The sequence below is a fragment of the Massilia agrisoli genome, assembly GCF_020831365.1.
Classification (GTDB): domain Bacteria; phylum Pseudomonadota; class Gammaproteobacteria; order Burkholderiales; family Burkholderiaceae_D; genus Telluria_A; species Telluria_A agrisoli.
In genome coordinates this window covers 60,910-84,283 of the sequence record NZ_JAJHPV010000010.1, presented here as the reverse complement: position 1 = coordinate 84,283, position 23,374 = coordinate 60,910, and the positions used below count along the sequence as shown (strand labels likewise).

15 protein-coding genes are annotated in these 23,374 nt (G+C 62.3%); 6 read left to right on the top strand and 9 right to left on the bottom strand.

Annotated elements, in window-relative coordinates:
• The first annotated feature begins 30 nt into the window (after positions 1-30).
• Positions 31-3,318 (top strand): fused isobutyryl-CoA mutase/GTPase IcmF, encoded by a 3,288-nt coding sequence (gene icmF / locus LMJ30_RS06835; RefSeq protein WP_229431593.1) that lies wholly within the window; start codon positions 31-33, stop codon positions 3,316-3,318.
• An 80-nt stretch (positions 3,319-3,398) separates the two neighbouring features.
• Here the strand turns inward: icmF and LMJ30_RS06830 are convergent, their stop codons facing one another.
• The 3 genes from LMJ30_RS06830 to LMJ30_RS06820 are packed head-to-tail and all read right to left on the bottom strand — an operon-like array spanning position 3,399 to position 5,883.
• Entirely contained in the window at positions 3,399-4,514 is a 1,116-nt protein-coding gene (locus LMJ30_RS06830) for an acyltransferase family protein (protein ID WP_229431592.1), read from the bottom strand.
• Positions 4,515-4,523: 9 nt separating this feature from the next.
• Complete coding sequence (locus LMJ30_RS06825) at positions 4,524-5,612, bottom strand: WD40/YVTN/BNR-like repeat-containing protein (RefSeq protein WP_229431591.1); 1,089 nt, start codon at positions 5,610-5,612, stop codon at positions 4,524-4,526.
• Position 5,613: 1 nt separating this feature from the next.
• A complete protein-coding gene (locus tag LMJ30_RS06820; protein WP_229431590.1) occupies positions 5,614-5,883 on the bottom strand; it encodes a MoaD/ThiS family protein in 270 nt (89 codons plus the stop codon).
• Between the two features lie 123 nt (positions 5,884-6,006).
• Here LMJ30_RS06820 and LMJ30_RS06815 point away from each other — a divergent pair, with 123 nt between their 5' ends.
• Positions 6,007-6,312: a hypothetical protein gene (locus LMJ30_RS06815; protein WP_229431589.1), complete on the top strand. Its 306-nt coding sequence runs from the start codon at positions 6,007-6,009 to the stop codon at positions 6,310-6,312.
• 8 nt (positions 6,313-6,320) lie between these two features.
• Here the strand turns inward: LMJ30_RS06815 and LMJ30_RS06810 are convergent, their stop codons facing one another.
• The 6 genes from LMJ30_RS06810 to LMJ30_RS06785 all read right to left on the bottom strand — a co-directional run bounded on the left by LMJ30_RS06810 (position 6,321) and on the right by LMJ30_RS06785 (position 16,722).
• Positions 6,321-7,544, bottom strand: coding sequence for a hypothetical protein (locus tag LMJ30_RS06810; protein WP_229431588.1), 1,224 nt, complete (start codon positions 7,542-7,544; stop codon positions 6,321-6,323).
• Between the two features lie 9 nt (positions 7,545-7,553).
• Entirely contained in the window at positions 7,554-9,098 is a 1,545-nt protein-coding gene (locus LMJ30_RS06805) for an MBOAT family O-acyltransferase (protein WP_229431587.1), read from the bottom strand.
• 253 nt (positions 9,099-9,351) lie between these two features.
• Positions 9,352-11,646: an RIFT barrel domain-containing protein gene (locus LMJ30_RS06800; protein ID WP_229431586.1), complete on the bottom strand. Its 2,295-nt coding sequence runs from the start codon at positions 11,644-11,646 to the stop codon at positions 9,352-9,354.
• A gap of 421 nt (positions 11,647-12,067) precedes the next feature.
• Entirely contained in the window at positions 12,068-13,117 is a 1,050-nt protein-coding gene (locus tag LMJ30_RS06795) for a hypothetical protein (RefSeq protein ID WP_229431585.1), read from the bottom strand.
• Positions 13,118-13,901: 784 nt separating this feature from the next.
• On the bottom strand, positions 13,902-14,780 hold the full coding sequence (locus LMJ30_RS06790; RefSeq protein WP_229431584.1) for a hypothetical protein: 879 nt from the start codon (positions 14,778-14,780) through the stop codon (positions 13,902-13,904).
• Positions 14,781-15,489: 709 nt separating this feature from the next.
• Positions 15,490-16,722 (bottom strand): hypothetical protein, encoded by a 1,233-nt coding sequence (locus LMJ30_RS06785; protein WP_229431583.1) that lies wholly within the window; start codon positions 16,720-16,722, stop codon positions 15,490-15,492.
• 601 nt (positions 16,723-17,323) lie between these two features.
• Here LMJ30_RS06785 and LMJ30_RS06780 point away from each other — a divergent pair.
• The 4 genes from LMJ30_RS06780 to prsK all read left to right on the top strand — a co-directional run bounded on the left by LMJ30_RS06780 (position 17,324) and on the right by prsK (position 23,374).
• Positions 17,324-18,613: a nucleotide sugar dehydrogenase gene (locus tag LMJ30_RS06780; RefSeq protein ID WP_229431582.1), complete on the top strand. Its 1,290-nt coding sequence runs from the start codon at positions 17,324-17,326 to the stop codon at positions 18,611-18,613.
• Between the two features lie 90 nt (positions 18,614-18,703).
• Entirely contained in the window at positions 18,704-19,741 is a 1,038-nt protein-coding gene (locus LMJ30_RS06775) for an SDR family oxidoreductase (protein WP_371872983.1), read from the top strand.
• A gap of 76 nt (positions 19,742-19,817) precedes the next feature.
• A complete protein-coding gene (locus LMJ30_RS06770; RefSeq protein ID WP_229431580.1) occupies positions 19,818-21,221 on the top strand; it encodes a TIGR03013 family XrtA/PEP-CTERM system glycosyltransferase in 1,404 nt (467 codons plus the stop codon).
• 77 nt (positions 21,222-21,298) lie between these two features.
• The gene (gene prsK / locus LMJ30_RS06765; RefSeq protein ID WP_229431579.1) at positions 21,299-23,374 is read left to right on the top strand and encodes an XrtA/PEP-CTERM system histidine kinase PrsK; all 2,076 of its coding nucleotides are present in this window, start codon (positions 21,299-21,301) and stop codon (positions 23,372-23,374) included.

The following is a 23,374-nucleotide window of genomic DNA, read 5'->3' as shown; positions in this document are numbered from 1 at the left end:
CCGTACCAGAACGATATCGCAAGGAACATCATGAACGACCTGACCCCTGCCGCCAAACTCCACCTGCCAGAGCATCCAAAGCTGGCCAACAAAGTGCGCTTCGTGACGGCGGCTTCGCTGTTCGACGGCCACGACGCATCGATCAACATCATGCGCCGCATCCTCCAGTCGAACGGCGTCGAGGTGGTCCACCTTGGCCACAACCGCTCGGTCGACGAGGTCGTCACCGCCGCATTGGCCGAAGACGTGCAGGGCATCGCCATCTCCAGCTACCAGGGTGGCCACGTCGAATACTTCAAGTACATGATCGACCTGCTCAAGCAGCGCGGCGGCGCCCACATCAAGGTGTTCGGCGGCGGCGGCGGCGTGATCGTCCCGTCTGAAATCGCCGAGCTGCACGCCTACGGCGTCACCCGCATCTTCAGCCCGGAAGACGGCCAGCGCATGGGCCTGGTGGGCATGATCCAGTCGATGGTGCACGCTTGCGACATCGACCTGTCGACCTACTCGCCTACTTCGCTGGCGCCGCTGCAAACCGGCGAGATGGCCGAGCGCCACCGCCCGCTGGCCCAGCTGATCACCGCTCTCGAAAACGGCAAGGCCGCCGACACGCTGCGCACCGACTTGCACAAGGCGGCCGAAGGCCTGCGCGTGCCGACCCTGGGCATCACCGGCACCGGCGGCGCCGGCAAATCGTCGCTGACCGATGAACTGATCCGCCGCATCCGCATGGACCAGGGCGATTCGCTGAACATCGCCGTGATCTCGATCGACCCGTCGCGCCGCAAGTCCGGCGGCGCGCTGCTGGGCGACCGCATCCGCATGAACGCGATCAACCCGTGGAACGGCCAGGCGCGCGTGTTCATGCGCTCACTCGCGACCCGCGAAGCCGGCTCCGAAATCTCGCACGCGCTGCCCGACGTGATCGCAGCGTGCAAAGTCGCCGGCTTCGACCTGGTGATCGTCGAGACCTCCGGCATCGGCCAGGGCGACGCCGCCATCGTGCCGCACGTCGACGTGTCGATGTACGTGATGACGCCGGAATTCGGCGCCGCCTCGCAGCTCGAAAAAATCGACATGCTCGATTTCGCCGACCTTATCGCCATCAACAAATTCGACCGCAAGGGCGCGCTCGACGCGCTGCGCGACGTCGCCAAGCAGTACCAGCGCAACCGCGAAATGTGGAGCAAGAGCCCGGACGAGATGCCGGTTTACGGCACCCAGGCGTCGCGCTTCAACGACGACGGCGTCACCGCGCTGTACCAGGGCCTGCTGCCGAAGCTGGGCGAATTCGGCCTGCCGGTCAAGCCGGGCAAGCTGCCGCAGCTGTCGCTGCGCCACTCCAGCGGCAAGAACGTCATCGTGCCGCCGGCCCGCGCGCGCTACCTCGCTGAAATCTCGGACACCGTTCGCGGCTACCACAAGAACACCGCAAAGCAGGTCAGGCTGGCGCGCGAACGCCAGCAGCTGATGGAGACCAAGCGCATGCTGGCCGCCGCCGGCAAAGGCGCCGACTTCGACGACCTGATCACCGAGCGCGATCAAGCACTTGATGCGCCTGCCAAGAAGCTGCTGGCGATGTGGCCTGACATGCAGGCCGCCTATTCGGGCGACGACTACGTGGTCAAGATCCGCGACAAGGAAATCCGCACCCAACTGGTCCAGCACACGCTGTCGGGCACCGTGATCCGCAAGGTCGCACTGCCGAAGTTCGAAGACCACGGCGAAGTGCTGCGCTTCCTGATGCTGGAAAACGTGCCTGGCTCTTTCCCGTACACCGCAGGCGTGTTTGCGTTCAAGCGCGAAGGCGAAGACCCGACCCGCATGTTCGCCGGCGAAGGCGATGCATTCCGCACCAACCGCCGCTTCAAGCTGGTCTCGACCGGCATGGACGCCAAGCGCCTGTCGACCGCGTTCGACTCCGTGACCCTGTATGGGGCCGACCCTGCGATCCGCCCTGACATCTACGGCAAAGTCGGCAACTCGGGCGTGTCGATTGCGACCCTCGACGACATGAAGGTGCTGTACGACGGCTTCAACCTGTGCAGCCCGTCGACCAGCGTGTCGATGACCATCAACGGCCCTGCCCCGACCATCCTGGCGATGTTCATGAATACGGCGATCGACCAGCAGATGGACAAGTTCTTCACCGAGAACAAGCGCCACCCGACCGACGACGAAGCAGCCAAGATCCGCGAGTGGGTACTGGCCAACGTGCGCGGCACGGTGCAGGCCGACATCCTGAAGGAAGACCAGGGCCAGAACACCTGCATCTTCTCGACCGAGTTTTCGCTGAAGGTGATGGGCGACATCCAGGAGTACTTCGTACACCACCAGGTGCGCAACTTCTACTCGGTGTCGATCTCCGGTTACCACATCGCCGAAGCAGGCGCGAACCCGATTTCGCAGCTGGCGTTCACCCTGTCGAACGGCTTCACCTTTGTTGAAGCCTATCTTGCGCGCGGCATGCACATCGACGACTTCGCCCCGAACCTGTCGTTCTTCTTCAGTAACGGCATGGACCCTGAGTACACGGTGCTGGGCCGCGTGGCGCGCCGCATCTGGGCGATCACGATGCGCGACAAGTACGGCGCGAACGACCGCAGCCAGAAGCTCAAGTACCACATCCAGACTTCGGGCCGCTCGCTGCACGCGCAGGAAATCGACTTCAACGACATCCGCACCACGCTGCAGGCGCTGATCGCGATCTACGATAACTGCAACAGCCTGCACACCAATGCGTACGACGAAGCGATCACCACGCCGACCGACGAATCGGTACGCCGCGCGCTGGCGATCCAGCTGATCATCAACCGCGAATGGGGCCTGGCCAAGAACGAGAACCCGAACCAGGGCTCGTTCATCATCGACGAACTGACCGACATGGTCGAAGAAGCGGTGCTGCAGGAGTTCGAACGCATCGCCGAACGTGGCGGCGTGCTTGGCGCGATGGAAACCGGCTACCAGCGCGGCAAGATCCAGGAAGAGTCGATGCTGTACGAGCACAAGAAGCATGACGGCTCGCTGCCTATCATCGGCGTGAACACCTTCCGCAATCCGAAGCAGGCCGAAACGCCGGCCACCATTGAGCTGGCGCGTTCGACGGACGATGAAAAGCAGTCGCAGCTGACCCGCCTCGAGGAGTTCCACCAGCGCCACGCGCTTGAGGCGCCGAAGGCACTGGAGGCGCTGCAGCAGGCGGCCATCGACAACGCCAACGTGTTCGAGAAGTTGATGGATGCGGTGCGCGTTTGCTCACTGGGCCAGATCACCACCGCGCTGTTCGAAGTGGGTGGCCAGTACCGCCGTAATATGTAATACCACCACGTCGTTCCCGCGACCGCGGGAACCCATACCGAGCCTGTATATTGCTTGCGTATGGGTTACCGCGGGGCCGCCTAGGCTTTCGCGGGAACGACGGCTCGGCTGGCGCGCTCATACAGCCCGCGGAACAGCTTCTCAAACGCCCCCTTGCGGCGCTCAGTAACAAACCCCGTCAGATACGTCACCACGCCTACTGCGCACAGCATCAGCGCCACGTCTGCGACGTTCGCCGGATTGTGCGGATAGAAGCTCTTCCACGCCATCAGCACCAGGAAATGCACCAGGTACAGGGTGAACGTGTAGCCGGCCAGTGCCCGCACCGGCCGGTGCAGCGCGCGCAGCCACGCGAAGCGCAGGCTCCGGGCGCAGGCGAAATTGACCAGCACCAGCGCGCATACCACGTAATCGGCCAGGTAGCGGTCGGCGCTGACCAGGCGCAAGCCCGGGAACGGCCAGATCGCGCTGCCCAGCGCGCGCAGGTACACGTCGGCGTCGACCAGCTTGAACGCGCAGAGCGCGGCAAGCGACACCAGCCAGCCAGCGCTCGCCCATCCAGGCGATACGGAATGCGACTTCGACCACTCGTACAGCCACACTCCGCTTAGCCAGATCGGCAGCAGCATCCACAGCTTGAACCCGACCAGCAGCAGCACGCAAGCCAGCAGGATCAATCGCCTGGCTCCCGTCAGGTAGTAGGCAATCCCAAATAGGACGTAGTACCAGACCTCGTAGCCGAGTGACCAGTAGGGAAGCAGCCAGGGGGGCGACTCGGCCAGGTTCCAGAATTCACCAGCAAACAGCAGGTGGAACGGGAAATAAACATACGCCTTCGCGACCTGGTAGGCCGTCTTGACGGCGACGTCAGAGAAATTAAGCACCAGCGCGACAATCGCAAACGCCGCCACCAGCACGGGTAGTGCAGCCGAATATATCCGTGCGCAGCGGGCCACCACGTAGTCCTGCAGGCTGGCGTGCTTCTGGTCGACCGAATACTTGATGACGAAGCCGGAGAGCACGAAGAATACGATCACAGCCTCGCGCCCCAGGTCCGGCACATACGGTGCCAGCCGGTCGTCGATCAGCCGCAGCATCAGCAGGTGTGCAACGGCCACCATCGCCGCCGCGGCAAAGCGCACGGCGTCGAGGTACAGAGAGAAACCTGCCGGCAGGTCGGTGCGCTTAGTTTGCACTCACATCCCTTATCCGAACCGCACGGCGTAGATCGGCGGCAGCGTGGTGGAAACCGTGGTCCAGCTGTCGCCTGCATCGCTGGTCGCCCATAGTCCGCCGCTGGTAGAGCCCATCAGCAGGCTGGCGCCATCGTCGTCGACCGCCAGGCCGTGGCGGTAGACCAGGTCATAGCAATGCTGTTGCGGCAGGCCGTTGCGCAAGACGGTAAAGCTGTTGCCGCCGTCGGAGGTGCGCGTGACCGACATCGCAGCGGCCACCGGCACGCGGCGCTGGTCCGCCTCGGCTGGCGCGAACCATGCGGTATTGGCGTCGCGCGGGTGGGCCGCGACGGCGAAGCCAAAGTTAGACACGGGTACGTTGGTGATCTCGGTCCAGCGCTGGCCGCCGTTCTCCGAGCGCCACATGCCGTTGTGGTGCTGGCACCATAAAACGTCAGGGCTGCCGTCGGAGCGCATGATGCGGTGAGGGTCCTGCACCGCTTCGTTTTCGTTCATCTCGGGCGGCATGTAATCGGCGCGCATGCCGGTCGACGACACCGTCCAGCTCTCGCCGCCATCCAACGTGCGCCACGCGCCGCCGCACGACACGCCGACCAGCATATGCTTGCTGTTGCGCGGATCGACGCTGATGCTGTGGATACCGGGTACGTCATAGCCGCCGCCAAACCAGTTGCTGCGCTCCGGGACATCCCATAGCGAGCGCACCAGCTGCCATGAGTTGCCCCGGTCACTCGACTTGAACAGGCCGCCCGGCAAGGTGCCGGCCCACAGCACGCCCGGCTCGTCCGCCCCGCCCGCCTCCAGTGACCAGATCAGCTTGTTCTTCCACTCGACCGTGTCGGTGCTGTCTTCCGGCTTGGGCGGATAGGCCGGCGCCGCGATTTCGGTCCAGGCGTCGCTGCCGGCGTCCTTGCGGTGCAGCTTGACGCCGAAGTGGCCGAGGTTCAACGCCGCGTAGACGGCGCCGTCGCGCGGGTCGGCCAGTGCAATCGACACCGGCTCGCCCAGGAAATGGACGGGGCCGATTTCCCAGCCGGCCCCGCTGCGGTGCAGTTCGAACAGGCCCTTGCGGGTCGAGAGTAACGCGCGTTCACTCATGTCAGCCTCCGGAAAGTGCTTGCAGGACGTAGACTTTGCTGTCGGGCTGCAGCGGGTCGTCCAGGCCGATGCGGTCGGCGCTGCGGCGGCCGTCGATGAAGATCACGACGTTTTCGCGCAGGTGGCCCTGGTCGTCCAGTACATAGCCTCGCAGCAGGGGATTGTGTTCAAATGCGCCCTCAAGCGCCGCGCGCAGCCGGGTCGCGCCGGTCTCGACTTCGGGCACGTCGATAAACCGGGCTAGCTGCTGGGTAAAGACAAGTCGCGCCATGGCATCGTGAAGAGCAAGGGTCGTGCGGAAAGTCCGATTGTAGCGCCAGTTACTTGCACTGTCGCCATCTTTTACGCGGCCGCTTGTCCTAGAATGGGGACATGCCAACCAGTGGAGTGAAGCATGCCGATCAAACCTGAAGAACTTGCAGCGCTGATGCTTGAAGTCGAAAAGGAAGATCCGATCGACTTTGCCGACCTGCCCTTCGACGATGCCGAACTACGCCAGCTGGTAGCCTCGCACCTGTGTGAGATGGCCGCCGCCATGGAGAAGTTCAGCACCGAAGACAAACTGCTGACATTGCTCGCGGTATCGGCCAAGCTGGTGCTGGAAAACCTGGTGCTCAACGTGCAGCTGTTGCGGCGCCACGGGCTGCCGGTCAGCGACAGCGTCGAGGGGCTGCTCAGCCGGCTGCGCAAGCCGGACTGAGGTCCCTTTTACATGCCGCGCGCGCCGCGAGCCTTTGAAATCAGCTCGCGCGCGTGCTCAAAGATTTCCGGCTGGGCGCTGGCGCAGGCCGCACGCTCGCGCGCGATGCGCTCCCTGTTGTCAAGGGCGGTCGACCGGTCCAGCGCGAATCCGAAGTTCTCGGCAGCGCTTGCGCCTGCAACGCGCGACAGCATGATGTCGCCGAGCGCCGGCTTGAAGTGCCCTGCTTCCCAATACCACTGGGTCTTGGCCTTCTTGTCGCCTTTGGCCGGAATCGCTTCGCACTGATAGCTGGAGAATCCGCTGAAGTCCCACAAGGTGAGGCGCACGCCGGGATTCGCAGCCCGCAGCTTCTCTACCTCGCTCACCAGCAAAGCCTTCCACTCGGCGAACGTGCCCGCCAGGCCGGCCTCCTCGAACATCGCCAGGATCTGCGCATGGTAAGGGTAGATCACCAGGTGCATGTCGGCCTGGTCGCGCACCCCGTGGGCCAGGATGGCGCGCAGGTTATCGATGTTGGGGGAGCTGCCTGTCTCGCTGTTGACCAGCCCGCGCGGCACGCGGACGAAGCGCTTGGCGTTTTCGACCGCGCGCTGCTGGAAGATCGAATAGTAGCCGTCGTCGCGCGCGAACTTGTTGTACTCGCGTAGCGGGTTGAAGCCGCGGGCGGTAATCGACTGCGGGTCGGAGACGCGCTGCAGGCGCAGGGTCTTGAGCGAATCGGACAGCGAATCCATCGAGAACAAAGCGTCGGCCTGCCACGCGAAGTCGTCGAACGGGCCTTTTACCTTTGGCTCGCGCACCGGCAAAGGCTTTGACGGATCGAGCAGGAAGTCGAGGAATTCGACGCCAACGACAAGGCGCTTCGGCTTGACGCCTGCCGCCTGCAGCTGTTCGAGCTGTTCGCGCCCGGTGCCAAGGCTGGTGCCGGCAAGCGCCAGGTTGAACGCGGAGGCGCCCAGTGCGCCGTGCTCCGGGTTCAGCCCGAGTTCGGCCCGCGAATTACCAAGGATGAAGGTATCAGCCTGGTGTTTAAGCGCGCCATGCATCTTGATCTGGTTCTGGTAGCGCGTCGGCAGCGGCTTGACCTGGTTGACACCGGCCATTTCGGTCATGCCGTACAAGCGGTACGGGTCGATCACCGCGACCAGCGCCGCCGATGCGATCACGCCGGCGGCTACGATGATCCCGCCCACGGTGAGGAAGCGTTTGAAATCCCTTTCAGTCGTCATTCTTTGCCTCTAAAACTGAAAGTATAAAAATTCTGCCGGCCGGCTCAGCGACAGCAGGCTGCCGACCGTGACCAGGCCGATCGCGCAGGCCCACGCCGCGGTCGGCCGCCACGTCAGCACGCGCGCCAGCGGGCCGGCCGAAATGCGGTTGCTGACGAAGTCGAGCGCCGGATCGAAGTTGGCCATGATCTGCTGTGTATTCGGGAACACGAAGGCGATCAGCGCGCCGATGACCACCCAGCTCCAGGTCTCGACGAAGCGCGTGCCGCCCCCGAGGTAGAAGCTGACGCCAAGCTGTTCGAACAGCGCGCGCAGGCTGCCCAGCTGGCTGCCGATCGAGTCGGGCAGCGCCACGCCATACAGGCCCGCCATCGCCTGCACGATGGTATTGGCGCGGCCGACGTCGGTGGCGCGGAAGTAGACCCATGCGAAACAGACCGCGGCGAACGTGATAACGATGCTGAACAGCTTCCAGGCGCGTGCGTCGCGCGGGAAGCGCAGCCGTTCGGCCAGCGCGGCCCATGCGTGGTTGACCATCAGGTAGGCGCCATGCAGGAAGCCCCAGATGACGAAGTTCCAGCCGGCGCCGTGCCACAAGCCGCCCAGCACCATGGTCGTCATCAGGTTGGCGTAGCGGCGCACCGCCCCGTGGCGGTTGCCGCCCAGCGCGATGTACAGGTAGTCGCGCAGGAAGCGCGACAGGGTCATGTGCCAGCGGCGCCAGAAGTCGATGATGTTGGTCGCCTTGTAAGGCGAATTGAAGTTCAGCGGCAGGCGGATGCCGAAGATGCGCGACAGGCCGATGGCCATGTCGGAGTAGCCCGAAAAATCGAAGTACAGCTGGAAGGCATAGGCCAGCACCCCGCCCCACGCCACCAGCAGGGTGGGCGATTCGCCCTGGTCGAAGAAGAAGTTCGCGTGCGGCGCCAGATTGTCGGCGACGAGCACTTTCTTGGCCAGGCCGATGGCGAAGATCGCCAGGCCGACCGCGATGTTGGACGCCGACAGCCGGTAGGTCTGCGGATCGTCGAACTGCGGCATCATCTCCTTGTGATGCAGGACCGGCCCCGCGATCAGGTGCGGGAAGTAGGTCACGAACAGCAGGTAATGCACCGGGCGGTATTCCTTGACCTTGCCCTGGTAGGTGTCGACAAGGTAGGCGATCTGGGTAAAGGTAAAGAACGAGATACCGACCGGCAGGATCACATGCAGCGCCGGGAACTCGGTCTGCGCCACCGCGTTGACGCTAAGGATGAAGAAATCGGCGTACTTGAAATAGGCCAGCAGCGCCAGGTCGGCAACCACCCCGAGGATCAGCCATTTCTTGCGCACGCTGCCGGTCGAGTGGCCGATGCGCCAGCCAATCACGTAATTGAAGACGATGGACGCCAGCAGCAGCGGAATGTACGACAGGCTCCACCAGCCGTAGAAAAACAAGGACGCCAGCGCCAGCCAGCCGGCAGCCATCACATGGCTTTTCCGCGCAAGCAGGAAGAAGCCGATGGCGGTGATCGGCAGGTACAGGAGCAGGAAACTGAAGGAATTGAAAAGCATCGTTCTGTGGCAGGCTGAATCTGGAACAAGGAAAGCCGAACAGTGGCCGACCGCCCCAAGAATTAACTATTTAACATTAGTTAACTGTCGCGTACTCTATCAGACTCTTGCGGAAAAGAATATTTAATTTGCCCAACTGTGCGCACCTCTTGCACTATGGAATGAGCGCTTTTCGCAGGCGAAAAAAAACCCGGCGCGGGGCCGGGTTTTTGTTGCTGGAAGCACACGTTGCGTGCTTCCGGGTGAGGACTGCTTATCGCGGAACGATGGCGAACTGCGGGCCCTTCGAGTAGTTCGGCTTGACCGTACGGGCCATGAACTTGGACCAGGCGGTCTTGCCGTCGAGGCCAGGAACGTTGGCCGAGTAGGCCAGCGCAGGCTGCATGTTCGACGGGTAGCCAGTGGTGACGCCGGAGTAGCCAGGCATCTCGCCGATCTTCACGCCGAATGCTGCCGCCATTGCCGCCGAGTTACATTCCATCGCATTGACTTCAGCGGTGTGGGTGCCCTTGTACACTTCGGCGAACGTTTTGTAGAACGGACCGGTGGTGGTGTCGCGGACCTTCATCGAATAGGCCGCGCCATCCAGCCAGCAGCTGCCTGGGGCGGTCATGCGGTCAACCGGGAACTTTGCCTTGTAAGCCAGCAGTGGAGTCGCCTTGGTGAAGCCCATTTCCGAAGCGTAACCGATTGCCGACGTGAAGAAGTCGTCCATCCACGGGCCGATACCGAGGCCGCTCTTGTACGTCACCGCATAGCCGTTGGTGATGATGCCCAGCGAATTCGCATACACGCCAACGCCGTTCGTGTAATTTTCGTTGAACCAGTCCAGGTTGGTGCCCATGAAGTACTCGAAATGCGCCTTCAGCGGGTCGGTGTCTGGCGAGATCCAGGCCGCTTGCGCCAGGGTGCGCAGCGTCCAGGCCTGGCCACGTACCTGGTCAGGCTTCACCAGGCCCTTGCCGTGTTCACGGTAGCTTGGGTTGCTGACGAAGGTGTTGTACATCGCCCAGAACTGCAGCTCTTCCAGGTAGTAGTAGTCACCCGACACGATGTACGGCACGAAGGCGAACGACGGCTGGTGCGAGGTATCCGGGGTGTTCTTTACCGTGCACAGGGTTTTCGGGCATGACGGGAATGCTTCCAGCTGGCCGGTGGCCTTGTTCAGCGTGCCCGCGGTACCGCCCAGGATCGTCAGGTAAGGATAGTCGACCAGGCTGATCGGACGGTCGGTTGCCTTGTTACGGTAGTGGATCGGCCAGCTGCCGGCCAGGTCTGCGGTACCCATGGTGACATGCTTGGCGCGCTTGTCCTGGCTCATCAGGTAAGTCACGGTCCAGCCTGGCAAGATACCGATGTCCTGGCGGCCGCCCGCCGCGCCCATGCCGAACAGCGCCAGGCCCACGCCCATTGGCTCGGTGCGGGTGCCGGTGTAGGTCGTCATGTAGGACGTGAATACCGAGTCAGGGTACACGATGGTCTGGTCGTAGTTCGGCACTGCGCGGGTCTGCATCATGTACGCGCCGTTGTGCTTGACGTGTACCTGCGGCTCGCCGCCCCACCAGGCCAGCTTGCGCCAGCGCGCGTGGTGGTAGTGGTTCAGGTCGGTCTTGGTATAGACGGTCTGGCCGCCCACCACGAGCTGGGTGTTGTACAGGAAGTTCTGCGGCGACGGTTCGTGCGCCCAATTGTTCTCGATGGTGAAATCGACACGGGTCTTCTTCGAGCCGGTGTACGAACGGATCGCGATACGCGCGGTCAGGTGCGGGTGCGAGCTGCCGTCGGCCGCCTTCAGCGGCGACATGACATGCCACTCGTTGACAATCGGGCCGGCCAGCCAGTTGGTGAACTTGCCGTCCTTGAGCAGGGTATCGGCCGACACGCTGTATGCCTTGCCTGCCAGGGTGAGGTGGGCCGAGGCGGTAAAGCCCGACGACAGCAGCGCCGATGGGGTGGCGCCGGTGCTGGCGGCGTAAGGCGAGGCGGTCACCAGCTGCATGACTTGCGGCGTGCCGGCAACCAGCGACGGCAGCACGGCGGAAATGACGGCGTGGCGAACCGAGCCATCGGCATGCTTGGCCTTGACGTCGAGCTGCAGCGGCACCATGGTGCCATTGGCCAGCTTGCCCGACAGGGTCGAGGTCATCGGCACGGCGCCTTGTACAAAGACCTGGCCGAAGGTAACCGGGGCGCCGGTCTGGGTGCCGCTGCCGGTGCTTTCGAACCGGACGTCGGTAACGACCGTACCGGTCGTCGTGGTCGGGCTGGTCGGGGTCAGGGTGGTCGGGGTCAGCAGCATGCCGGAGCGCGAGCCTTGCTTGGCGCTTTCGGTCGATGCCGACGCGGTCACGGCGCGGTCGGCCGACGGGACCGGGGCGGCGTCGGTGGCTGGCGCCGACGTCTGGACGGCGGCGGCGGTGACGGCCGGCGCGCTTTGCGCAGGCTGGGTTGGGTCCAGGTCGGATCCACCGCCGCAAGCGCTCAATGAGGCCAGGCTAACTAGTGCAATCAGCATCCGGGAAGGTTGGTTCGTATAAGTGTTTCGCATGATCTATTCCTGCAAAAGGGGTTCAAGGCGGTGAATTCCGATACCTTGAAGATTACCTTACGGGAATAGATGCTGTACGGAAAAAATCAAAAAAATTCGAAATTTAGGACCGAATGCAACATAAAATTAACGAGAAAACCATGAATATTATTCGGCGGAAAACTGTATTTACCATCGAATTGCTATGTTAATCACGGAAATGACTTTATGGAAACAAACGGCCTTTCGCAGTCGCTTACACGTGGGACGGCTGCGTTGAAGGATACACCACTTAAGAGTCTGCTAAGGGGTTTTGGGCTGCGCAATGTAAAAAAGATTATGAACGTCTGGGCGGCGACGCCTGCGACGGGGCCGCAGCATGAAAAAAGGCACCGGCGCCCGGTGCGGGGCGGCGGTGCCTGGTGCGACTCAGGACCCGTGTTTATGGGCGGTAGCCGTATACATTACTGCCGGTGAACCGGCGGCTCAGCAAGACCACGGCATTGTGCGCCGTCGACCACTCCGCTGCCAGGTCGTACAGGGCAGGCTTATCCAGGCCGGTCAGCACGTGGCCGGTGGCCGTGACGGTCTTCGCTTCCGGATCGAGGATCATCGCTTGCATCGTACTGCCTTGTACCGGGAAAATAACGATCAGGCCATTCGGCATCATCACCGACGCCATGTTGGTCACGTTGTAACCCGCAAGCGCAGGGAACTCCGACACCAGGTGCTTAGTGCTGCCCGCGATATTGGCGAGCGGATGGCGCGAATACAGCGTGGTGTTGCCTGCGCCGCCAACCCGGTAAGCAATACTGTTGTTGACGAACATGAACGAATGTTGCTGACCGTTGCTCTTGCCCGACACGTTGGTGAGGCGGTAGGTGCCGTTATTGCTCAGGCTGGCCCAGAACGAACCGTCGCCACTAAACCAGCCGTGCACCGGATCGTGCGCGAGCGGGAAGGCGTAGTAAGGCGAACCGACCATCTTGGCTGAATCGCCAAAGGTCGATGCGCGCCAGGCGCCCGTCACCACGTTGTAATACCAGACCGGCGGTACGCGGTTGGCAGTCGTCTGCGAAGGGTTCTCGAAGACTTTCGGCGCCATCAGGGCGTGGTCGTCCGCATCGTACATCACCTCGAATTCGTCGGTGCCTGGCACCATCCGCATGCGGCGGTAGGTGTGCATTGCCCATGGGCGGATCTTTTCCGCGCTCGACCAGTAGACGCCGTTCGCATCCATGCGGTAACCCGAGACCGGGTCCGCATCGTAGTGCTTGACGAACTTGCCGTCGCTTGCGCGCCAGCCGTACACGGCGTTATCCATATTGGTGACGTGCGTCTCGGCGCCGAAAATCCACATGGTCTGGCGGGCTTCGTCCCAGGCGGTGCCGGCGTGGGCCGATTTACGATAGATCGAGTTGTCTGGGGTACCTACAACCTCTTGCGGCGCAATCGTGAGCAACTCGAATCCCTTGCCGGTCCAATTGGACATCAGCTTCCTGACGTCGCCGCCCTGGCGGAACGGGGTCTTCGCTTCTGCAACACCGCTACCCGTGCCAGGCTGGGTCGGCGTTGGTGTTGGCGTTGGTGTTGGCGTCGGCGTTGGCGTTGGCGTTGGCGTTGGCGTTGGCGTTGGCGTTGGCGTGCCCGGCGCGGGTTCAGTCGGCGCTGGCGCTGGTGCTGGTGCTGGTGCTGGTGCTGGCGTGCCCGGCGCCGGGGCTGGTGCTGGCGCTGGATCGGTAGGGGCCGGAGCCGGAGCCGGAGCTGGAGCAGGTGCAGGTGCAGGTGCAGGTGCAGGTGCCGGCGCCGGTGCAGGTGCAGGTGCAGGTGCAGGTGCAGGTGCAGGTGCAGGTGCAGGTGCCGGTGCAGGCTGTGCCGGTGCCGGCGTTGGTTGGGCGCTGGCCCCGGTGTCAGACCCGCCACCGCCGCCGCACGAGGCTAGTAGCATGACGGCGATCAGTGACAAGGCGCTTCGTTGTGTTGTTTTCATATTAGTCGCTCTAAAAGACGGTTGTGCGGCGTTACAGCCCCGCGGAAAACTCCCACCTGGGTTCCGCTCGAAAAAATAGTATCATTTCATTATCAATTTTCTGTTGCGCACGATTGCAAAACTCAAACTTTTTTGTCAGAAAGATCGGTAAGGGTTGTCGCGACAATATCGATTTCATCGGCATGGGGCCACGGCCGCCGCAGGAGAGCGCCTGCCGGGCACACACGTAAAAAAAGCACCGGCGCCCGAGGGCGGCAGTGCTTTTCATGCGCAGCTTGCGCAGGGATCAGGGGCGGTACGCGTAGACCCGGTTGAGCGCGAACCGCCGCGAAAGAAGGATGACCGCGTTGTGGGCCGATGACCATTCAGCCGCCAGTTCGTACAAGGTCGGCTTTTCCATCCCAGTAAAGAAGTGGCCGGTTTGCGTCACCGTATTAGCCACCGGATCGAGAATCATGGCGTGCGTCTCGGTGGACTTGGTCGGGAAGATGACAATCCGCCCATCCGGCATCATCGTCGATGCCATGTTCGTCACCGTATATCCGGTCAATTCAGGGTAGGCGGAAACCAGGAATTTCTTGCTTTGCGAGATATCGCCCAACGGATGACTCGAGTACAGGGTCGTGTTAGCGTTGCCGCCTACTCGATAGGCAATGGAATCTTTAACAAACATATACGAATGGTATTGGCCATTGCTTTTGCCTGATACGCTCACGGTACTGTAGGTCCCGTTCAGGCTCAGGCGCTGCCAAGTCGAACCGTCTCCGGTGAACCAGCCGTGGACAGGGTCATAGCCGACCGGATAAATATACGAGGCCTTTACCATCTTTACCGAACTGCCAATCGTGTTGTGGCGCCATTGGCCGGTCACCACGTTGTAGTACCAGATCGCCGGAGCGCGGTTTGCCGTGGTATGCGCAGAGTTTTCAAATACCGTTGGGGTAAAGCTGGCGTGCTCGTACGGGTCGTACATCACTTCGAATTCACTGGTGCCAGGCACCATCCGCATCCGCCGATAGGTGTGCATTGCCCAGGGCCTGACTTTCTCTGCGCTCGACCAGTAGATGCCAGCTGCGTCCATGCGGTAGCCAGAGCTCGGATCGGCATCGTAGTGCTTGACGAACAAGCCGTCGCTGGCGCGCCATCCATACACCGCGTTGTCCATTGCCGTGTTATGGGTCTCAGCACCGAATATCCACATGGTCTTGCGCGCTTCGTCCCATGCGCTACCGGCGTGGGAAGATTGGGTATGGACCCGCGTGTATAGCGTGCCTGGGGTCGATGGAGCGGTAGTCAGGAGTTGGAAGCCTTTGCCAGTCCAGTTGCCAATCAAGGCGTGGACTGTACCGCCAGTGCGCAGCGGCGTTTTCGCTGCGAGGACGCCGTCCGTGGTTGGCGGGGGCGGATTGGTGGTGCCGGGCGTCGTGGTGCCGGGATCGACGACCGCGCCGCCGCCGCCCGGCGCTGTCCCCGGTACGGGTGCCGGGTCGGAGGGCGCTGGCGCTGGTGCTGGTGCAGGTGCAGGTGCCGGTGCCGGTGCCGGGGCCGGGGCCGGGGCCGGGGCCGGGGCTGGTGCAGGGGACGATGGGGACGCGCCCGGGCCCGGACTGGACCCGCCCCCGCAGGCGACCAATAACAATGCCGCCACAACCGGGACTGAACGACGGAAAGTGCTTCGCATTTTTGTTTTCTCGATCTGGTAGTTTTGGAAGGACAAGGCGACTATTGGTATGTAATTGACTGTCGCTAATCAATGATAACATTCATGCATTGTTAAATAGAAATTATTTGGCCGATTAAGCGCATCCTGCCCAGGCGTAAAAAAAGCACCGGCGCCCGGAGGCGGCGGTGCTGCGAGCGCTTCAGCGCGACAATCAGGGGCGGTAAGCGTACACGCGGCTGGCGCTAAACCTGCGCGACAGCAGAATGACTGCGTTGTGCGACGGCGACCACTCGGCGGCTAGCTCATACAGTGTCGGCTTATCCATACCGGTAAAGAAGTGGCCAGTCGTCATCAGTGTGTTGGTGGCCGGATCGAGGATCATCGCATGCGTTTCGCTCCCCTTGGTCGGGAAGATGACGATGCGCCCGTCCGACATCATTGCCGACGCCATATTGTTTACCGTGTAACCGGCCAACTGTGGGAAATCCGCCACATAGAACTTCTTGCTCAGGGTGATGTTGCTCAGCGGGTGACGGGAATACAGGGTCGTGCTGGAGTTGCCGCCCACGCGGTACGCAACGCCGTCCTTGACGAACATATACGAGTGGTACTGGCCATTGCTCTTGCCCGATACGCTGACGGTGCTGTACACCCCGGTTGGGCTCAGGCGCTTCCAGGTCGAACCGTCGCCTGTGAACCACCCATGGACGGGATCAAATCCAACCGGATAGGTATAGGACGCACGCACCAGCTTGGTGGAACTGCCGAAGCTGCGGTGGCGCCAGGTGCCGGTGACCACGTTGTAATACCACATCGCGGGAGCGCGGTTTGCCGTCGTATGCGCAGGATTTTCGTACACCAGCGGCGTCATGTAGGCGTGCTCATGCGGGTCGTACACCACCTCGAACTCGTCGGTTCCCGGCACCATCCGCATGCGCCGGTAGGTATGCATCGCCCATGGACGGATCTTCGCCGCGCTCGACCAGTAGATGCCCTGCGCGTCCATGCGATAGCCGCTGCTCGGGTCGGCGTCGTAGTGCTTGACGAACAAGCCGTCGCTGGCGCGCCACCCGTACACGGCGTTGTCCATCGCGTATTTGTGCGTTTCAGCGCCGAAAATCCACATGGTCTGGCGCGCGTCGTCCCAGACGCTGCCGGCGTGCGACGACTTGCCGTGCACCGGCGCGGGCGGTGCGGTCGACAGCAGGCGGAAGCCCTTGCCGGTCCAGTTGGCAAGCAAGTTGTGGACCGTGCCGCCGGTGCGCAGCGGCGTCTTGGCCGGCGCAACCGTTTCGGCAGCCAGCGACGCGCCCCCGCCCGAAGCGGTCGTGGCCTGTTGCGGCGCCGCGCTCATGTCCGCCGCTGGTGCTGGTGCTGGTGCTGGCGCGGCGTCGGCGACCGGCGCCGGCGCGGTCGCCGCGCGCACCGCACTGGCCTGGGCCATGGTGTCCGATCCCGATTCGCCTCCGCACGATGCTAATAGAATTGCCGCCACGAGGGGTAATGCGCTTTGTGTGGTTCTGTTCATGGTGTTGGCCCTGGGAAGATGGTTAGGCGCGTGGCCCGCAAGACCCTCATCATAGTGGAGTCCGCTTGCGCGGATGATAGCATTTTTATATCAAACGCCACGCCAAAATAGAGTGAAGAAACCACCACTAAAAATTTCTTCGAGGAAAAGAAAAATGGCGCCAAAAGTGTTGCGCACGATTGCGCGTACAAAACAATTTACATTTGGAAATGCTAAAATTATATGAACTTGGCATGGCGTCCAAGGCATTTCCATCCCTTCCAGGAACGAGTTGCCGAGCCAGCCGAAGCGGCAGCCAGTAGCGCTGTTGCGCGGACCACACGACCATATTGGCGTAAAAAATAGCGCTTCAGACCGCCTGCGCCACTGTGGAAAGTGCAAATTTAATATTACTTCTGATTATGCGTTGTTTCTTTGTGACAAAATTGCTTGCTGTTTTTGTTGAGGCCGCATAGCGCTTGTGTTACAGTAGAAATTATCATAATTGCAAAACTTAATCTCGGAACGGAATTCGATCATGAAAGCAGATGACGTCATCGCAGTAGTTGGACTTGGTTATGTCGGGCTGCCACTGGCAGTTGAGTTCGGGAAGAAAAGTGCGACTGTCGGGTTCGATCTTTCGGAAAGCAAGATCGAAAGCTACCGCAAGCACATCGACCCGACCGGCGAACTGGCCACGGAAGACCTGAAAGCGGCGCGCCACCTGACGGTCAGCACCGATCCGGCCGTCCTCAAGGACGCGGACTATATTGTGGTGGCTGTCCCGACCCCGGTCGACATCGCCCACAACCCGGACTTCACCCCGCTCGCCGGCGCCAGCAAGACTGTCGGCCAGAACATGAAGAAAGGCGCCATCGTCATCTTCGAATCGACCGTGTACCCGGGCGCTACCGAAGAAGTTTGCATTCCTATCCTGGAAAAGCATTCGGGCCTGAAGTGGAAGGAAGACTTCCACGTCGGCTTCTCGCCAGAGCGCATCAACCCGGGCGACAAGGAACACACCCTGACGACGATCCTGAAAGTGGTCTCCGGCGACGACGCCGAGACGCTCGAGAGCATCGCCAAGCTGTATGAGTCGGTGATCACCGCCGGCGTCTACCGCGCCTCCAGCATCAAGGTCGCCGAAGCGGCAAAAGTCATCGAAAACACCCAGCGCGACCTGAACATCGCCCTGATGAACGAACTGGCGATCATCTTCGACAAGATCGGCATCGACACGCTGGAAGTGCTCAAGGCTGCCGGCACCAAGTGGAACTTCCTGCCGTTCCGCCCGGGCCTGGTGGGCGGCCACTGCATCGGCGTCGATCCTTACTACCTGACCCACAAGGCCGAGATGATCGGCTACCACCCGCAGGTGATCCTGGCGGGCCGCCGCATCAACGACGGCATGGCCAAGTTTGTCGCGGAAAAGACCGTCAAGTCGATGATCGCCGCCGGCTTCCACGTCAAGGGTTCGAAGGTCAACGTCATCGGCCTGACCTTCAAGGAAAACTGCCCTGACCTGCGCAACTCGAAAGTCGCCGACATCGTCTACGAACTGAAGTCCTACGGCTGCGATGTGCACGTCTACGACCCGGTGGCCGACGCCGACGAAGCGATGCACGAATATGGCATCAAGCTGGAAAAGTGGGAAGACCTGCCGCGCGCGGACGCCGTTGTCGCCGCGGTCGGCCACAAGGAACTGCTGGCCCGTCCGCTGGGCGACCTGCAGGACAAGCTGAATGAAAACGGCTGCTTCATCGATGTGAAATCGCAGTTCGACAAAAAGGCGCTGGCCGAAGCAGGCTACAGCGTCTGGCGCCTGTAATTCGCATCCCTTGTTTGTTTAACGAGACTGCCGGCCGCGAGCTGGCAGCAATCGTCTGCTCTACGCACGGTTTCATCACGAAAGAATCACATTGTGAACAGGTTTAACGACGTTCAAGCACAATTGCGCGAGACCCGCTACCACTGGCTGGTAACCGGCGCTGCCGGTTTCATCGGCTCGAACCTGGTAGAGGCCCTGCTCAAGCTGGGCCAGCGCGTCACTGGCCTCGACAATTTCGCCACCGGCCACCAGCACAACCTCGACCAGGTGCGCGAACTGGTGGGCGCAGAGGCGTGGGCAAATTTCAGCTTCATCGAAGGCGACATCCGCAAGGGCGCCGATTGCGCGCGCGCCTGTGCTGGCGTCGACTACGTGCTGCACCAGGCCGCGCTCGGCTCGGTGTCGCGCTCGATCGACGACCCGGTCGCGACCAACGAAACCAATGTCACCGGCTTCCTGAACATGCTGGTTGCCGCCCGCGACGCCAAGGTAAAGCGCTTTGTGTACGCCGCTTCCAGCTCGACTTACGGCGACCACCCGGCGCTGCCGAAAGTGGAGTCGACCATCGGCAACCCGCTGTCGCCTTACGCCGTGACCAAATATGTCAACGAGCTGTACGCGGACGTCTTCGCGCGCACCTACGGCACCGAAGCGATCGGCCTGCGCTACTTCAATGTATTCGGCCCGCGCCAGGACCCGCACGGCGCCTACGCCGCGGTGATCCCGCAATGGGTGGCGGCGCTGATCGAGGGCCGTACGCTGCGCATCAACGGCGACGGCGAAACCAGCCGCGACTTCTGCTATATCGACAATGTCATCCAGGCCAACCTGCTGGCGGCGACTTCCGGCAGCGAAGCGGCCAACCAGGTATATAACGTGGCGCTCAATGAGCGCACCAGCCTGAACCAGCTGCACGAGATGATGCGCGCCATCCTCGTCGGCCAGTTCCCGCACCTGGAAAACCACAAGCCCGAATACGTTGGATTCCGCGCCGGCGATGTGCGCCACTCGCAGGCCGACATTACCAAGGCCGCGACCATGCTGGGCTTCGCGCCGACCCACCGGATCGGCGAAGGCCTGCAGCAGGCCATGGCCTGGTACGTACGCAACCTGGCGCAAACAAAGTAAACCGTTTTTTTGGACGGCGTCCCGGCCACGCCGTCGTCCGTTACCAGTAAAAGCAAGAGAAATTCTGGAGGATAAAGTGCTAAAAATCTCAAATCACTACGTGTCGAAGATCGTCTTCTTCCTGCTGTTCGTCGAAGTGCTGGTGCTCGTCGGCGCCGCCTACGCGGGCGCGGCGGTGCGCTTCCTCGGCCTCGAGGAAGGCGGCGCTGTACCTGGCATTGACCATTTCTTCACCTCGGCGCTGGCGTTTGCCGCCGCCATCATCTTCTCGATGAGCGCGATGGGCATGTACCAGCTGAACTTCTCGGAAGGCCTGCGCAACCCGTTCTTCAACAAGCTGATGCCGTCGTTCGCGATCGGCTTCGTCATCCTGACCCTGCTGTTCTACGTCGCCCCGGAAATCCAGATCGGCCGCGGCCTGTTGCTGGTGGTGTTCCTGATCGCCGGCGTCGGCATCCTGGCCGCCCGCACCATCTTCTTCAAGACTTCCGAACTGCGCTTCCTCGAGTCGCGCATCCTGTTCCTCGGCAGCGGCGCGCTGGCCAAGGAATGCAGCGAACTGGCCATGCGCGACACCAGCTATCACAAGTACGACATCGCCGGCTTCATCCCGATGCCGCAGGAAGACGCGCTGGTCCCGGCCGACCGCCTGATGACCATCCGCGAAGGCCATTCGCTGGCCTGGGTGGCTGCCGCCAACAACGTCAAGGAAATCGTGGTCTCGGTCGAGAACCGCCGCTCCGGCTTCCCGATCCAGGAACTGCTCGACTGCAAACTGCAGGGCATCAAGGTCACCGACGCGGCCACCTTCTTCGAACGCGAAACCTGCCAGATCCGGGTCGATTCGCTGCAGCCTAGCTGGCTGGTGTTCGGCGGCGGCTTCGACCAGAGCTTTGTGCGCTCCTTCATGAAGCGCTCGTTCGACCTGATCTGCTCCGGCGCGATCCTGCTGGCGACCTTCCCGATCATGCTCATTACCGCGCTGCTGATTTATATCGAAGACCGCGCGCCGATCTTCTACCAGCAGGAACGGGTCGGCAAGGACGGCAATACCTTCAACGTCCTGAAGTTCCGCAGTATGCGCAACGACGCGGAAAAAGGCGGCAAGCCGCAATGGGCCGCCCAGAACGATCCGCGCGTCACCCGCGTCGGCAACTTCATCCGCAAGACCCGCATCGACGAACTGCCGCAGATCCTCAACGTGTTCAAGGGCGAGATGTCGTTTGTCGGCCCGCGTCCGGAACGGCCCTACTTCGTCGAACAGCTGGCCGAGGTGGTTCCCTACTACAATGTCCGCCACAGCATCAAGCCAGGCATCACCGGCTGGGCACAGGTTCGCTACGGCTACGGCTCTTCCGCTGAAGATGCGTTGCAAAAATTGCAGTACGACCTGTATTATGTGAAAAACAATAGTTTGTTCCTCGACATCCTGATCCTGATCGATACGCTCAAGGTCGTCCTGTTCCGCAGCGGCCGTTAAACAGGAACTGGCGAGGCAGTCGACCACTTTTCCAGAAAGCCAATGCTTACAATGGCTGTTGAGATGGACGGTTCACGTTGACCAGCATCGCTACCTTTAGTTACGCAGTGTGCGCCGCGGCGTTCGCGCTGCTGGCCTTCCTCCTGCTGACGCGCTGGCGCGCCCGGCCGCAGAGCCGGGTCTTGGCCGCGGCCTGCCTGCTGTCCGCGCTGTGGGGCGTCACCGTCGCCCTGCAGGCCGCCGGCTACCCCGAACTGGCGAAATGGGCCAACACCCTTGGCATCCTGCGCAGCGCAGGCTGGTCGGCGGTGCTGGTTCTGCTGATCGGCAACTACCGCAAGGAAGGCAGCCGCCTGCCCCTTGGCCTGTCACCGGCGCTGGTCATCATCAGCGCCGCCTACCTGGTGTTCGCCGCCGGCACCGCCGCCGCCATCTGGGACATCAATTCGATCATCGAAGGCGGCTTCATGCCGAGCGTCGCCGCGCGCGTCGGCATCGCCGTGCTGGGCATGCTGCTGGTCGAACAGCTGTACCGCAACAAGCCGGTGCAGGAACGCTGGGCGATCAAGTTTGCCTGCCTGGGCATCGGCGGCATCTTCGCCTACGACTTCTACCTGTACAGCGACACCATGCTGTTCCGCCAGATTAATCCCGACATCTGGGCCGCGCGTGGGATCGTCAACGCGCTGACCGTGCCGCTGCTGGCCATTTCGATCGCCCGCAGCGCCTCATGGTCGATCGACCTGGCGGTGTCGCGCCGCGTGATGTTCCATTCGGCCGCCCTGTTCGGCTCCGCCATCTACCTGCTGGCGATGGGATCGGCCGGCTACTACCTGCGCTATTTCGGCGGCAGCTGGGGCACGGTGATGCAGGTGTCCTTCCTGTTCGGCGCCCTGGTCCTGCTGGTCGGGATCCTGTTCTCGGGCACCTTCCGCGCCTGGCTGAAGGTATTCATCTCCAAGCACTTCTACAGCTACAACTACGACTACCGCGAAGAGTGGCTGCGCTTTACCCGCACCCTGTCGGAACACGGACCGGGCCTGGGCGAGCGCGCCATCCAGGCGGTGGCCGCGCTGGTCGAAAGCCCGGGCGGCGCGCTGTGGCTGCGCCGCGAAGGCGGGGCCTGCGTGCCGGCCGCCAGCTGGCACGTGCCGATGCCGCAGGACGCCGAACCGGCCGACTCCCCGTTCAGCGTCTTCCTTGAAGAGCGCGAATGGGTATTCGACCTCGATGAATACGACGACAGCCCGGACAAGTACGACAGCGTGGCCCTGCCCGCGTGGCTGCGCGGCTTCCCGCGCGGCTGGCTGGTGGTGCCGCTGATCCTGCAGGGTAAGCTGTTCGGCTTCGTGGTGCTGCAGCAGCCGCGCAGCAAGATCACCCTGAACTGGGAGGTGATCGACCTGCTCAAGATCGCCGGCAGCCAGGCCGCCAGCTACCTGGCCCAGGAAGACGCGGCCAACGCGCTGATGGTGGCGCGCCAGTTCGAGTCGTTCAACCGCATGTCGACTTTTGTCGTGCACGACCTGAAAAACCTGGTCTCGCAGCTGTCGCTGCTGACCTCCAACGCCGAGAAGCATAAGGACAACCCCGAGTTCCAGCGCGACATGCTCGAAACGCTGGACTTCTCGGTGCAGAAAATGCGCCTGCTGCTGCAAAAGCTGGGCCGCAGCGCAGCGCCGGAGCACCCGTCGCCGCTGCAGCTGGACCAGGTGCTGCGCCAGGCGGTGGCCGGCAAGGCGGCTTTCGAACCGCGCCCGCAGCTCGACATCCAGGACGCCGGCCTGCGCGTGGTGGCGGACCGCGAGCGCCTCGAGCGCGTCGTCGGCCACCTGATCCAGAACGCGATCGAAGCGACCGCCAGGGATGGCAAGGTCGCGATCCGGGTCGAGCGCCATGGCGACGCGGCGCAGGTGTCGATCAGCGACACCGGCGAAGGCATGAGCGAAGAATTCATCCGCGAGCGCCTGTTCAAGCCGTTCGAGTCGACCAAGTCGGCCGGCATGGGCATTGGCGTGTTCGAAAGCCGCGAATACATTTCCGAACTTGGCGGCAAGCTTGAAGTGACAAGCAGCCAGCCGGGCGGAACCACTTTCAAGATTTTGCTGCCGCTGTTGCGCGTACAAGCGGCAAGCATCGATATCGCCGCGTAA